The organism is Streptomyces sp. NPDC059010, assembly GCF_042740355.1.
GTDB lineage: Bacteria > Actinomycetota > Actinomycetes > Streptomycetales > Streptomycetaceae > Streptomyces.
In genome coordinates this window covers 168,414-182,866 of sequence record NZ_JBHYJA010000020.1, presented here as the reverse complement: position 1 = coordinate 182,866, position 14,453 = coordinate 168,414, and the positions used below count along the sequence as shown (strand labels likewise).

Genomic DNA, 14,453 nt, shown 5'->3' with positions numbered 1-14,453 from the left:
GCCGAGGACTTTCCCGGGATCACCGCGGAGCCGCAGGCGGTGCGCCGGTATGCGGGTCCGGGCAAGGCGAACACCGCGCAGGTGCTGGGCTATCTGTCGCCGGTGACGGACGAGGAGATCACGCAGGCGAAGGATTCCGACTCGCCGTATCTGCGTTCGGACCAGGTGGGGCGCTCGGGTCTGGAGCGGGAGTACGACAGGGAGTTGCGGGGCAAGGCGGGGGTGACCCGTTATGAGGTGGACAACCTGGGGCGGGTGATCGGGCAGGCGCAGGCCGATCCGGCGCAGGCCGGTTCGAATCTGGTGACCAGCATCGACGCGCGGGTGCAGCGGGTGGCGGAGTTCGAGCTGAACGAGGCGATGAAGCAGGCCCGCAAGGAGTGGGACCGCAACACCAACGAGCGCTACAAGGCGGACTCGGGTGCGGTGGTCGTGATGGAGGCCAAGACCGGACGGGTCGTGGCGATGGCGTCCAACCCGGCCTACGACCCCAACGCCTGGGTGGGCGGCATCTCCGCCAAGGACTATCGGCGGTTGACGGGGAAGGCTTCCAACTATCCGCTGTTGAACCGGGCGATTCAGGGCCAGTCGGCGCCCGGGTCGATCTTCAAGGTGGTGCCGACCGCGGCGGCACTCAATGCGGGGTATGGGTTCGACGGGCCGTATGAGTGCTCCAGTTCGTACTCGATCGGCGGGCAGGTGTTCAAGAACTTCGAGTCCAAGGGGTACGGGCCGATCAGCCTGGGGCGGGCGCTGGAGGTGTCCTGCGACACCGTCTTCTACCGGCTGTCGCACGAGGAGTGGAAGCGTGACGGGGGGACGGCGCCGAAGAAGAAGGCGCATGACTGGTTCTACAAGACGGCGCATCAGTTCGGGCTGGGGGCGGAGACGGGGATCGATCTGCCGAACGAGGTGACCGGGCGGGTGCCGGACCGGCAGTGGAAGCAGCAGTACTGGCGGGCGAACAAGGACGCCTGGTGCAAGTACGGCAAGAAGGACGGCAGTTATACGGAGAAGATCGCCTACGAGAACTGTCTCGAAGGCAACCGGATGCGTGCGGGTGACTCGGTGAACTACTCCATCGGGCAGGGTGACACCCTGGTCACGCCGATCCAGATGGCCACCATCTACGCGGCGATCTCCAACGGCGGCACGCTGTACGACCCGACCGTCGGCAAGGCCGTGATCAGTGCCGACGGCAAGAACGTCCAGGAGATCAAGCCCAAGTCCCACGGCAAACTGCCGATCACGAAGAAGGCCCTGGCCGAGATGGACGACGCCCTCGCGGGCGTGGTCACCCGGGGTTCGGCCGCCTGGCGGTTCGCGGATGTCGGGTGGCCGCAGGACAAGATCCCGATGCATGCCAAGACCGGCACGGCAGAGGTCTACGGCAAGCAGACGACCTCATGGTTCGCCACCTACACCAAGGACTACTCGGTCGTCATGACCATCTCCCAGGGTGGTACGGGCTCCGGCGCCTCAGGACCGGCCGTCCGCAACATCTACGACGCGCTCTACGGCGTGCAGGAGGACGGCTCGATCGACAGGAGCAAGGCGTTGCTGCCCAAGCCGCAGGCGAGCCTGCCGGAGGTCCGCACGGACGGCACCATCACCTCGCCGAAGGTCTCTGGGGACCCGGCGAAGGAGCAGCGGTCGTCCGACGGAGCGCTGCCCGCGACAAGGACGGGCCGGCGCAACTGACGCACGGCGCCTCCAGCCCTCAAGCTCCCACCTCTCAAGCTCCCCAGCGCCCACCACCCCATCCCACCTCCCCGCCCTCCCCGCTCTCCCCCACGACACCCAGCGCACGGGGCTCGTCCCCGCCCTTCACCCGCTGCTAGCCTCCGCATCGGGAACCGGTTGCCATCGTGTTGCCGCAGGTTCCCCAGGGGGAGGCGAGGGTGCCCGGGAGAGGGGCGAGGCAGGGATGACCAGGAAGAGCGAGGACGACGCGGGGCGCAGCACCATCCGGGATGTGGCGGCCCGTGCGGGGGTGTCCGCGTCGACCGTCTCGCGGGTGCTGGGCGGGGTGTATCCGGTGAGCTCGGCGACTCGGTCCCGGGTGATGCGGGCGGTGCGGGACCTGGACTACGTCGCCGACGCACGCGCCAAGGCGGTCGCCGGGGTCGGCACGCCCACGCTGGCGTTCGTCCTGGAGGACATCACCGGGCCGTCGTTCGCGCACATGGCACACGGGGTGGAGCGGGAGGCCAGACGGCTCGGGCATCTGTGCCTGGTGTGCACGACGGAGGGCGACGTCCAGCACGAGGTGGAGTTCGTCGAGATGATGCGCGCCCAGCGTGCCGCCGCCGTGATCCTGGTCGGCGGCTCCGCCGACACCCCGGAGTACCGCGAGCGCACCCGCCGTATGGCCGACTCGCTGGCGTCGGCGGGCTCCCGGCTGGTGCTGTGCGGCCGGCCGCCGCTCGGCCCTGGGGCGCCGGTGACCGTCATCGAGTACGACAACGAGGGCGGGGCCTACGCGCTGGTCGCCCATGTCCTCGCCCAAGGGCACCAGCGCGTGCTGTTCCTCGGCGGCAAGCCCGACCACACCACCGCCCAGGGCCGTGAGCGCGGCTATCTCGCCGCCCATCGTGCCCGTGGCCTGGACCCCGACCCGGCGCTGCTCCTGCACGGCGACTTCACCCGCGACGCCGGGCACCGGCTGATGCGGGAGGCACTCAAGCGGGGGCTGGAGTTCACGGCGGTGGTCGCCGCCACCGACATGGTCGCCGCCGGTGCGCTCACCGCCCTGCACGAGGCCGGCCTGGACGTGCCCGGCGACGTCTCACTGGCCGGGTACGACGACATCCCCTTCGCCCGTGACCTGCACCCGGCCCTGACGACGGTCCACGTCCCCTACGAGGAGCTGGGCCGCCTCGCCGTACGCACCGCACTCGGCCGCACCCCGGAGACCCCGGACGAGCATCTGCTGCTGGGCACCCATGTGGTGGTACGGGACTCCCTCGCACCGCTCGACACGTAGCAAAACTCCCTCGCACCGCTCGACACATGGCGAACCGCCCTGTCGTCAGTGCCGACGGACCGCGCCGGGGAGGCGAAGGCGTCGTACCACGGAGCGCAGTTCCGTACTGCGCGCGGGCGCACCGTCGGCCAGGGCCGATGCGGGGGTGGCTTCCTCGGGCGGGGCGGCGGCGGCCCACAGGGCGAGCTCGGCGTCGCGCGGGCCGTAGGCCGTGTGCGCCGCGCCGTCGCCGAAGATCCGCACGGGGTGCGAGTCGTCCCACGGCTGCCAGCCCGGGTCGCCGTCCACCGCGAACCGCACCCACGCCCCGTGCATCTCGTCCGCCAGCTCCCGCGGGGCGCCCTCGCCGGCCAGCTTGCGGGACTCGGGGGTCTCCTCGGTGTCGAAGACGAACCCGAGCTCCAGGGCGTGGCAGGCGCCGAGGCCGGGGAGGGCGGAGGGCCAGGCGAACTCGTAGACGTACGTCGAGCCGGGGCGGGCGTCGGCCAGCCGGTGCAGGGGCAGGCGCAGCAGGTGGTCGGTGACCATCTGGCCGACGATCTCGGCGGTGCCGTCCGCGGGGCGCAGGGCGCGGTAGCCGCGGGGCACCTCGGCGCCGACGCGGCAGCGGGCCATGGCCCCGGCGAGGGCGACCGCGCCGAGCCGGTCGACACGCTCGAACAGGCCGCCGGGCACCAGCCACAGCCGGTACTCGTCGCTGGTCCAGCCCGTCATCAGGTCGACGCCAACCGCGGCGTCACCCTCCGTGATCGCCTCCATGGGATCGCGGGGGACGATGTCGCCGTCGACGACGATGCCGAAGGCGGGCCCGCCCAGCACCGGGCTGCTGAGCCGGCCCACCTCGGCCTGGGTGCGCAGCAGCAGCTCGCGGTCGACGTCGGCGAAGGCGGCGGCCGTGGCGGGGATCCTCAGCCGGTTCGCCATCCGGCGCACCATCCGCCGTACCTTGTCCCGCTCGGCGGCCTCGGGCGGCCCGCTCTGCAGGACGGCCCGCCGCACCAGGCCCTGGGCCTGCGGGGCGGCGAGCAGGGCGCCGATGCTGATGGCGCCGGCGGACTGGCCGAACAGGGTGATGCGGCCGGGGTCGCCGCCGAAGGCCTCGATGGCGGTGTGGACCCAGTGCAGGGCGGCGAGCTGGTCGCGCAGGCCGGGGTTGGCGGGGGCGTCCGGGAAGAGGCCGTAGCCCTCGACGCCGAGCCGGTAGTTGACCGAGACGAGGACGACCCCGTCGCGCGCGAAGGACAGGCCGTCGTAGACGGGCACACCGGAGGATCCCCTGGTCAGGGCGCCGCCGTGCAGCCACACCATGACCGGGAGCCGGGCGCCGGGGCCCGGCTCGGGGGTCCAGACGTTGAGGTTGAGACAGTCGTCGCCGGGCACGACGGGGTCGGACAGATACTGCGCGAAGGCCTCGGAGTACGGGGGTTTCGGCGGCGTCGGCCCGAAGGACCCGGCGTCGCGCACGCCGTCCCAGGGTGCCGGTGGCACGGGCGGCCGGAACCGGAGCGGACCGAAGGGGGGCGCCGCGTAGGGGATGCCCCGGAACACCGCGACGCCGTTTTCGTACCGGCCCCGTACCGCACCGTAGGGCGTGCTCACCACGGGGTCTGTCGGGACTGCCGTCATACGTCCACCAGCCTCCTCACCGCGCTCGTGCACCGTGAAGATCAGAGCAACTCATTGTGGCCCGATATTCCGGTGCACGAGCGGTGGGACGGCTGTTCGGCGTACCCGGCTACTCGGCGTACACGACTACTTGGCGTACCCGGTTACGCGGCGTACACGACTACTTGGCGTGCCTGGCTACTACTTCGCGTACATCAGCGTGCCGAAGCCGAGTTGGTCGAAGCCTCCGCTATCGGAGCCGTAGTCACCGCCGCCGCCCTCAGGGGCGACCGAGAAGCACATCTGGGAGATGTACTTGTCGTCGAGGAGCAGGCGTCGGCCGTAGTGGTAGTGGAGCATGGCCCAGACCGGGCGGACCTGGCCGCGGGAGGCCGCGGAGATCACGGTCTGTGACTGCTGGGCGCAGTTCTGGCCGGTCCCCCATGTGTAGGTGGTGTAGGGGACGTTGTTGTTCAGGTTGTACTTGGCGACGTACTGGGCGGCCTTCATGAAGCGGCGGCCGTCGTACGAGTACAGGTCGTCGCCCTGGTTCCAGGCCATTTCGCAGATCGCGCCCATCTGGCCCATGCCCATCATGGTGTGGCCCTGGTCCCGGCCGGACTCCTGCCACTGGCCGAGGTCATAGCCCTCGACGCCCGGGTACAGGAACGGCACCGCGTGCCGGATGGAGCCGTTTCCGGCGCCGTTCTTGAAGTAGTTCAGGGCCTGGTCGTACTTGGCGGCGTTGTCGGTGAGGATCCCGATGGCCATGACCGAGGCCATGTTGCACAGGTCCCAGTTGGCCCAGTAGTTGGTGATGCAGGCGTCGTTGTGACCGGTGAGGAACTGGTTGTTGAGCGGGTAGAAGACCCTGACCATCATCTCCTGGGCAGCTGCGAGGTCGAACCCGCTGTAGCCGCGCATGAGTTCGCAGGCGTTGGCGAACTGCCAGCCGTAGATGCCGGCGGCGAGGAACCGGTCGGCGTTTCCGGTGACCGTCTTCAGCGTCCTCGACCAGGCGTTGAGGATGGTGGCCGCGCACTGGGCGTTGGCCTCGGTGCCGCCGACCCGCCAGCGCAGGGCGTTCTGGTAGGCGGCGGCGATGTCGTTGTAGAGCAGGCCGTAGTTCTGTCCGGTGCCGCCGCGGATGATCGTGGCGGTGGCCCGGTTGGTCCAGGTGGACTGGGAGCGGGAGTTGGCGGTCAGCCGGTTCCAGCCGGACCGCCATGGGTCGGTGCCCGCGGCGACCCTGACCTTGGCCCGGTTGATGTCGCCGGCGTTGTGCAGCATTCCGGGGTGGGTGAAGGTCGACGGTGCCGCGCCGGCGGTGTTGCCTGCCAGCGCGGCCGCCGAGCCGCCGAGGACGAGTGCGGCCGTGAGGCCGCCCGCGGTCTTCAGCAGACCGCGGCGGCTCAACTCGCCCTGCTCGGATGGCTGGTGGGGGGATGTGCGGCTCATTGGTGCGACTCCAATCCGTGGGGGGATCAGTCGGTGGTGATACTCACCTCGTCGAACTCGGTGGTGCAGCGGGCCAGTTGGTCGCAGGAGCAGACCACGAGGCCCACGTGGTAGGGGGCGTCACCGAACCCGGGGATCTCGCCGGTGGCGAGGGTGGTCCAGGTGGCGCCGTCATCGGTGGACAGGGCCGCGGTGAAGGCGGTCCCGGCGCGCTTCAGCCGCAGCAGGCCGGGGAGGGCGGCGGTGCCGTTCCCGGTGAAGGCGGACTTTCCGGCGACGGTCGTGCGCAGCATGAGCTGTGCGCTGCTTCCGCCGCTGACGATCGCCCCGGCGGCCTGGTCGAACGGCGACAGCGACTTGGCCATCAGCAGTCCCACCCGGTCGCCGCTCGCGCCCGTGCGGGAGACGAGCCGGGCGGTGATCTCGCAGTCGCCGGTCACCGGCCGTCGTACGAACTGACCGGTCATGGCCTGGTTGTTGACGGTCAGATCGACGCCCGCGCCACGCACGGTGAAGGTCCCGTCGTCGTACGACGTGCTGCCCGGCGTGCGGATCGCGACCACGCCGAGCGTCCCGAAGGCGCGCTCGTCGAGGACCGGGTCACCGAGGTCTCCGGAGGTCCAGGGGGCCGGCGGGGGTGTGCCGACGGTGAGGGTGAGTGTGCCGGTGCCGTCGCCCGTCGCGTTGCCCGCGGTGGTGGTGACGGTGAACTCGCCGGTCTCCGTGGGCGTTCCGTGGATCAGGCCGGTGCGCCGGTCGAGGCGGAGGCCGTCGGGGAGTCCGTCCGCGGTGAACCGCACGGGCTCGTGCGAGCCGCGCAGGAGGTGCCGGAAGGGGGCGCCGCGGTTGGCGAACGCCGTTGTTGTGGAGGTGAGTTGGGGCACGTCCGGGGTCGGCATCCGGGCCGGGACCGGATCGCAGTGCGGGCCACGGCCGCCGGAGTTCGTCTTCGCCACGACGTAGTGGTACGTCGTCCCGGGCGCGCCGGTCGCGTCCGTGTACCGCAGGCGGGTGCCGAAGCCGACGGGGCCGATGCCGGTCGCGATGGTCTCGAAGGGGCCGTCGGCGGCCGTGGCGCGCAGCACCTTGTAGCGGGCGGAGAGGTCCGGGTCGGTCCAGGCCAGCTCCACCGCGTCGGCGCCGGTGGCCGCCTTGAGGCCGGTGGCGGCGCGGGTGGGGCGCGGCACCGACCAGACCTCGCCGTGCGCGGTGGAGGTGACGGTGACGTTGTCGAAGGCTCCGGTGCCGGTCTCGGCGTACTCCGCGTCGGCACCGAGGCAGGAAGTGAGAACCAGGCCCGCGTACACGGTGCGGCCCAACTCGACCTCGCTGACACCTACTTGGGTCCAGCGGATGCCGTCCGGGGAGATCGCTCCGGTGCAGCGGCGGCCCCTACGGGTCACCCGAACCCAGTAGGGCGCCCGCAGCCGGTAGCCGTCGCCCGCGCCCTCGACGCAGGGGGCCTCAAGCGGGGTCGCCGACTCGGGCAGCTCGCCCAGGTCGGAGATCGGGAAGGCGGCGGACGCGGTGATGGCCTGCTGCTGGGTGGGCGGTACGGGTGTGCTGCCCGTGGCGGAGACCGCGGCCCCGGTCCGTGGCCGTACGGTCCACACGCCGCTCCAGGTGTGCAGCGGCAGCCCCTGGATCAGCATCGAGGCGTGTGCCGCGTCCGGGGCGAGGGAGTCGCGCAGGGTGACGCCGATCTTGGCGTACTGCGAGCTGAGCGGGAACACGATCCGGGCGGTGACGGTGCCGTCGCCGGGGAGTCGGAGGTGGACGCCGCGGTAGGTGTCGGCGGTGCCGGAGGCCTCCAGGACGAAGCGCTCGCCGTCGAAGGCTGCGGAGCCGGGGGTCCGCACCTGGCCGATGTCCTGGGTGGACCAGGGTTCGGGGAGGCCGGCGGTGGCGGCGACCGGGCTCGAATCGCCGCTGTCGCCCTGGGAGTTGGTGGCGCAGGCGGTGTAGTAGTACGTCCGTCCCGCGCGGACGCCGGTGTCCCGGTACTCCGGCTTGTCGAGCCCGGCGGCCAGCTCCTCGTACGGGCCCTCGGGACGGCTCGCCCGGCGGACGGTGTAGGCCGTCGCCCACGCGGACGGCAGCCAGGACACGGTCACGGAGGCGGAGGCGGAGTGGGAGCCGGAGTCGGGGTCGGGGTCGCCGATGGCGGTGACGCCCGACGGGGCCGTCGGCACGGTCGGCTTCGGCGCCTTCGTCCCGGCGTAGGTGAAGGTGCCGAAGCTCGGCAGGTCGTCGTTGCTGCCCTCGACGATCCGGGCGCCGCCGGTGCCGCGGAAGACGGCCGCCTCGGTGCAGGGGGTGTCGAGACCGCGGACCCCCGCGTAGTGGGCGTAGTACATCTCGTAGACCGGCGGCAGCGTGCCGCGGACCTTGTCGGAGACGGTCGTCTTGAGGTACTTGCCGGTGCGGTCCAGGTCGGGGGCGAAGGGGACGTCGCCGCCGAGGTTGTAGCGGGCGGCGTACTCGGCGTTCGCGAGGATGCGGTTGCCGTCGAAGCCCCACAGGTCGACGCCCTGGTTCCAGGCGACCTGGGCGGCGTCGCCCATCAGTCCGACGGCGAGCTGCTCGTGGCCCTGGTCGCGGCCGCTCTCCTGGCCCTGGCCCGAGTCGGTGACGACCCGGTTGCGGACGCTGCCGTTGCCGGCACCGGCCGCGGCGAAGCGCAGCGCGTCCTCGAAGAGGACGGGTTCCTCGCAGAACACGCCGATGGCCAGGATTGACTGAATGGCCGTCAGGTCCCAGTTGCCGTTGGCGTAGAGCATGTAGCCGGAGATCGCCGGATACCAGACGTCGAGGAAGGACCGCTCACAGCGGGCGATGTCCTCCCGCGCCCATCCGTCGTAGTCGCCGTGCCGGAGCAGTTCGGCCGCGTTGACGAATTTGAAGACCTGCAGGCCCGCGCCGAGCGGCCCGTCGGCGCCGGTGACCATGGTCAGGGACGCCGACCAGGCGTTGAGGATGTCCCGTGCCTTGTCGGCGTGGGCGCGCTCGCCGGTCACGCACCACATGAGGGCGTTCTGGTAGGCGGCGGCCGAGTCGGCGACGGCCTGGTTCTGGAAGTTGGTGGGGCCGCGGCCCCAGGAGGTGATCTGGCCGGTGTTCTGGATGGCGTACGTCGACCTGGAGCGGGCGTGGGCCGCGAACGCGAGGTAGCCGTCGTGGATCGGGGATTCCTTCGCGGCGACGGCGGCCTTCATACGGGCGAGGTCGTCGGCCGTGTGCAGCAGCCCGGGGTGGGTGAAGCGTCTGGAGCCGGTGCGGTTCCCGGCCGCCGCCCGGGCCGTGCCGGGCAGGAGCAGTCCGCTCGCGCCCGACGCCAGCAGCAGGGCCGCGGCGCCGCCGAGGAAGCCCCGGCGGCTGGTGGCGGGGGTGTCTGTCACGGTGCTCATGACGTGGTGGCCGCCTGTGCCTCGGCGGTGGTGAGGAACTTCAGGCCCAGCACATGCTCGTTGGCGTGCATGGGGACGAAGTCGGTGGTGAGGTACCAGGTCGGCTTCTTCATCGAGTCGGCGATGACCGTGCCGTTGACGACGAGGTTCTCGAAGGTGACGTCCTTGACCGGGTGGTCGGCGTCGTAGCCGAGCATCATGCAGGTCGCGAGCGGTTTGCCGGTGTAGGAGAGGTCCTTGACGTAGACGTTCTCGATGCCGCGGCCGACCGAGGTGTTGTACTTCGTGTTGAACATGATCCGCATATGGATGAGCTGGCCCCAGCGGAAGTCCTCGACGCGCATCCCGTCCACCCGCACGTCGCGGATCAGGTTGCTGTCGCCCGCGTTGAGCGCGAGGCAGCCCTGGTAGCCCAGCTGGGGCTCGCGGTGGTCGCAGACGTCGATGTTCTCGAAGACGAGGTTCTCCAGGACCTCGGGGTCGTCGGTGTTGCCGTGCGTGCCGACGTTGATGGGGTGCGCGACGTCCGCCCAGAGCGTGGAGTTGCGGACGGTGATGTTCTTGGTGTCGCCGTAGTACTCCCAGCGGTGCGTGTAGATCGCGATGCAGTCGTCGGAGTTGCGCATGAAGACGCCGTCGACGGTGACGTTGGTGCTGGAGAAGACGTCGATGCCGTCGCCCCAGCCCTTGGAGCTGAAGGACGCCATGCCCTCGATGGTGACGTTGGTGGACTCGCCGATCTGGACGGCGTAGCCGTTCGGGTTGAGCATGGTGACGCCGCCGATGTGGATGTTGTTCGAGCCCTCGACGAGCGCCCCGCCTGCTTTGGTGCCGGCGAGCAGTCCGTGACCGACGAGCCGGGCGTTGTGCACGTCCTTGAAGACGACCGTCGCCTTGAGCAGGGCGCCGCCGTCGAGGTACACGGTCTTGCCGGAGGGGACGTTGAGGTATCCGTCGGCGGTGGTGTGCACGCCGGGGCCGAAGTAGAGGACGTCGGGGTCGTCCGCCGCGGGCTTCCTTCTCTCCGTGGCCCGGGCGAAGAGGTGCAGACAGTCGAAGAGGTCGTCGTTGATCTGGACGACGATGTTGCGGGGCCTGTCCAGGGTGAACCGGATGGTGTCGGCGAGGACTTCGGGCTCGATGCCGTACGAGTCCGGCCGCACCCGGACCTTCTGCACTCCGCCCTTGATGTACGTCACCTCGATCTCGGCCTCGCCGCAGAAGTCGAAGTGGGCGAGGGAGGAGTTGAACTGCTTCTTGCCGCCGGTGCTGGGGTTGATCTCGGCGAGGGTCGGCCGGTAGACGCCGAGCGTCTGCCAACTGCCGCCGGGTACGCGAGCCTTGACGGTGAAGCTGCCGGTGTTGACCGGGGCGCCGGAGGGCACGGCGTACGTCACCAGGCGCGGCTCGGTCGCGGACTCGTCGGCCCGGGCCGTCGTGGCCGTCAGGTTGGTCAGACCGGCGGCGAGGACGGTGGCGCCCGCCGCCTGGAGGGCGGTACGGCGCGACAGGGGCGTGTGCATGCGGGGCTCCTAAACAACAGGTCGGTAAGTGGGGCTACTTGAGCCCGGACGTGGACATCCCGGCGACGAAGCCGCGCTGGGCGACGAGGAAGATCAGCAGGATCGGGACGACGTACATCACGGAGGCGGCGGCCTGGAGGTTGGTGACCGGGGTGCCCGCCGAGGTGACGTAGGTCGACATCACCGCGACCGCGAGGGTCGTGCGGTCGGTGGACAGCAGCAGCTGGGGGGCGATGTAGTCGCCCCAGGTCCAGGTGAAGGCGATCACGAAGCTCGCGGAGAGCACCGGCCAGGACTGCGGGAGGAAGATCCGCCAGAAGATGGCCGTATAGCCGCAGCCGTCGACGATCGCGGCCTCCTCCAGCTCGCGGGGCAGGCCGGCGAAGAACTGACGGAAGAGGAAGACCAGATAGGGGGCGGCGGACAGGCCCCACAGCACCCACGGCCAGTAGGTGTCGACCATGCCGAGCTTGGCGAAGATCAGGTAGGTCGGCAGCAGGGTGATCATCTGGGGCAGCATCATCGAGCCGAGCAGGATGCCGAACAGGGTCTTCTTGCCGGGCGCGTCGAGGCGGGCGAAGCCGAAGCCGACCCAGGCGGAGCTGAGGGTGACGAGGGTGGCGTAGATGAGCGCGATGACCAGGGAGTTGCGGGCGTAGCCGAGGAAGTCGATGAGGTGGAAGGCGTCGGCGAAGTTCTGCCACTGGACCTGGTCGGGCAGCCAGTGCACGGGAGAGGCCGCCAGTTCGGCAGGGGTCTTCAGGCCGGATACGACCAGCCAGCCGAAGGGGCCCAGGAAGAGCCCGGTGATCGCGACGAGGACCGTGTAGAGGACGAGACGGTTCACGCGTATCCGGGGCGCGGACGTGGGGGTCGGGCTCGTGGCGGTCACTTCTTCGCCTCCGGGTCGACGTTGTAGAACACCACGCCGGACGTGAACCTGAAGATCAGTGCGGTCACGACGAGGATCAGGACGAAGAGCACCCACAGCAGCGCGGAGGCGTAGCCGTAGCGGCCGAACGCGAAGTACTCGGCGAACACGTGCATCATGTAGAGGTAGTTGGACTGCGGGAGCGCGGTGATGCCGGCCGGAGTGGGGTCGGGGGCCAGCAGCAGCGGCATGATGGTCTGCACCGAGGCGATGACGCCGGTCACGGTCTGGAAGAGCAGCACCGGTGACAGCAGCGGCACGGTGATGCTGCGAAAGCTCCGCCAGGCGCTCGCGCCGTCGATGCGGGCCGCTTCGAGGAGCTCGCGGGGGATGTCCTGGAGCCCGGCCAGCGAGATGATCATGATGTTTCCGGCCGTCCAGAGCACCGTCATGATCAGTACGTAGCGGGCGTAGGGGTCGGCGAGCCAGCCGAGGGCGTCGATGCCGAAGAGGTTCAACGCGCCGTTGGCGGCGCCCGAGTTCTGGTCGAAGAGCTGCTTGAACGCGAGGCCCGCACCCACCGGCGGCACCACCGCGGGCAGGTACAGCAGGGTGCGGAACAGACCGCGCGCCTTGAGCGGCCGGTTGACCAGTACGGCGAGCCCGAGCCCCGCGATGATCGACAGCGGCACCGAGGTGATCGCGAACAGACCTGTGCGGCCCAGGGAGTTCCAGGTCTGGGAGTCGGCGAACAGTTCGCGGTAGTTGCCGAGCCCGACGTAGTGCCAGTTGGGCGAGATACCGTCGAAGGTGGTGAAGCTCAGCCACAGCGCGTACGCCATCGGCGCGACGGTCAGCAGCACGAACCCGGTGACCCAGGGCGAGACGAACAGGTAGAACGCCCGGTGTCTGCGGGTGGCGATGGAGGTGTGCGGCCGGGTCCGGACCGGGCCCGCCACCGGGGCCGGGCCGCGCCGGTCCGCGACCGGGGGGATCTGATCGACCGTCATCCCACCTGCTCCTTACCGCGCTTGAGCTGCTCGTTCATGGCCGAGTTCAGGCGCCGGGCGAGGGTGTCGAGCGACATGTCGCCGTTCATGGCGGCCGGGGCGATCTGGTTGAAGAGACCGAGCAGCGAGTCCGCGGAGGCGTACGGCGTGAAGGCGATCACCGAGTAGTGCCTCAGCTCGGCCTCCTGCACCTTCAACACCCGCTGCTGGTAGTCCTCCTGGGCGGGCATCAGCGGGCGCAGGGACTTCAGGGTCGGGATGCCCCAGCCACCGGAGGCGCGCGCCTTGGCCGGTGCCTCGCCGAAGAACCACTCGAAGACCCGCCAGGCGGCGTCCTTGTTGTGGGACCTGCTCGGCATCCAGAAGCCGGTGCCGGCCTGGCAGGGACTGACCCGGGTGCCGCCCTCGAAGACGGGGGCGGGAGCGAGCCGGGACAGCGGCGCCAGCTTCTTGTCGGCGTTGATCAGGCCGCCGAGCCAGTAGCCCGAGTTCGACATGGCCATCCGGTTCGCCTGGAAGGTGGGACCGTCCCAGGTGTTGGGGTCGGGCTGGATGATGCTGGGCCCGACCTTGGTCCGGCAGTAGTCGATGTACCAGCCGAGCGCCTTGCGGGCCTCGGGGGCGGTGAAGTCGACCCGGGAGAAGTCGTCGGTGAAGAGGTTCCCGCCGGCGGCCACCGTGAGGCTCGCCAGGAGGTTGGGGGTGGACACGCCGTTGTAGCTGCCGCCGAACACGGTCGTCTGGCCGTTCTTGCGCCGGGTCAGCCGCTCGGCCTTGTCCAGCCACTCCTCGTAGGTGACCGGCTCCAGCTCCGACGGGTAGTCCACGCCCGCGTCGTCGAAGAGCCCGGTGTTGTACCAGAACATGGAGTCCTGGGAGAAGTCCTTGGCCATGCCGTAGCGCGGGCCCTTGCCCTGGGTGCGGCCGTCGTAGCGCCACAGGTCGTTGACCGGATCGAGGTCGTCGGGCTTGAGGACGCTGCTCTTGGCGAAGTACGGGTCCAGGTCCTCCATCACACCCCGGGCCGCGTAGTACGGGGCGTCCACGGCGCCGAGGCCGCGCACCAGGTCGGGCGGGTTGCCGTTGGTCATCATCGCGATCAGCTTGCTGGTGCTGTACAGCACCGTGCTGATCTTGATGCCGATGTCGCTCCGGGCCTGCTTGATCAGCTCCGGCGAGATGTCGTCGGGCCTGGCCATCACCGTGACGGTCTCGCCGGATCCGCTGACGGAGTCCGACACCTGCATCGCACAGCCGCTCAGCGCCGCCGCACCGGCCGCGGCCCCGCCCGCGGAGAGGCTGAGAAAGCGGCGGCGACTCAGCGGGGCACCGGCATGTGGGCGTCGCACGGGCGCACCACCTCCTGCTCTGTCCGTTCTGTCCGTTCGGGATGACGACCACGGATCGGTTCACTGGCGAGATCCGGCCATTTGGCAACCGGTTGTCGTGGCGTTGGGGCAGAGCTTCTTCCGGACTGGTAATGACGTCAAGAGCCTCGACGGGTTTTCGAAAAGACTGTGAGGCTGCGGATGGCAGGAACCGGTTGTCACATCGAGGCGGCCTGGAACGCCGAGTAACCGATTTCGCTCCAGC

9 protein-coding genes are annotated in these 14,453 nt (G+C 70.1%); 2 read left to right on the top strand and 7 right to left on the bottom strand.

Features of this window, described 5'->3' with window-relative positions; genetic code table 11:
- Together mrdA and ACFWYS_RS23225 are read left to right on the top strand one after the other, a co-directional pair.
- The coding region (gene mrdA / locus ACFWYS_RS23230; protein ID WP_384772070.1) for a penicillin-binding protein 2 at positions 1–1,701 on the top strand (1,701 nt) is incomplete at its 5' end.
- A 226-nt stretch (positions 1,702–1,927) separates the two neighbouring features.
- Entirely contained in the window at positions 1,928–2,986 is a 1,059-nt protein-coding gene (locus ACFWYS_RS23225) for a LacI family DNA-binding transcriptional regulator (RefSeq protein WP_384772067.1), read from the top strand.
- Between the two features lie 45 nt (positions 2,987–3,031).
- On the opposite strand, the gene ACFWYS_RS23220 is transcribed toward ACFWYS_RS23225, so the two are convergent.
- From ACFWYS_RS23220 to ACFWYS_RS23190, 7 genes are all read right to left on the bottom strand, one after another.
- A complete protein-coding gene (locus ACFWYS_RS23220) occupies positions 3,032–4,612 on the bottom strand; it encodes a carboxylesterase/lipase family protein (protein ID WP_384772065.1) in 1,581 nt (526 codons plus the stop codon).
- A 180-nt stretch (positions 4,613–4,792) separates the two neighbouring features.
- On the bottom strand, positions 4,793–6,049 hold the full coding sequence (locus tag ACFWYS_RS23215; protein WP_384772062.1) for an alginate lyase family protein: 1,257 nt from the start codon (positions 6,047–6,049) through the stop codon (positions 4,793–4,795).
- Between the two features lie 26 nt (positions 6,050–6,075).
- Entirely contained in the window at positions 6,076–9,456 is a 3,381-nt protein-coding gene (locus tag ACFWYS_RS23210) for an alginate lyase family protein (protein WP_384772059.1), read from the bottom strand.
- Complete coding sequence (locus ACFWYS_RS23205; RefSeq protein ID WP_384772057.1) at positions 9,453–10,979, bottom strand: glycosyl hydrolase family 28 protein; 1,527 nt, start codon at positions 10,977–10,979, stop codon at positions 9,453–9,455. Before ACFWYS_RS23205 ends, ACFWYS_RS23210 begins: the two co-directional genes overlap by 4 nt.
- 34 nt (positions 10,980–11,013) lie before the next feature.
- Complete coding sequence (locus ACFWYS_RS23200) at positions 11,014–11,871, bottom strand: carbohydrate ABC transporter permease (protein WP_384772054.1); 858 nt, start codon at positions 11,869–11,871, stop codon at positions 11,014–11,016.
- Positions 11,868–12,860, bottom strand: a complete 993-nt coding sequence (locus ACFWYS_RS23195; RefSeq protein ID WP_384772051.1) for a carbohydrate ABC transporter permease — start codon at positions 12,858–12,860, stop codon at positions 11,868–11,870. Before ACFWYS_RS23195 ends, ACFWYS_RS23200 begins: the two co-directional genes overlap by 4 nt.
- Positions 12,857–14,209, bottom strand: coding sequence for an extracellular solute-binding protein (locus ACFWYS_RS23190; protein WP_384772048.1), 1,353 nt, complete (start codon positions 14,207–14,209; stop codon positions 12,857–12,859). Before ACFWYS_RS23190 ends, ACFWYS_RS23195 begins: the two co-directional genes overlap by 4 nt.
- Positions 14,210–14,453: the final 244 nt, after the last annotated feature.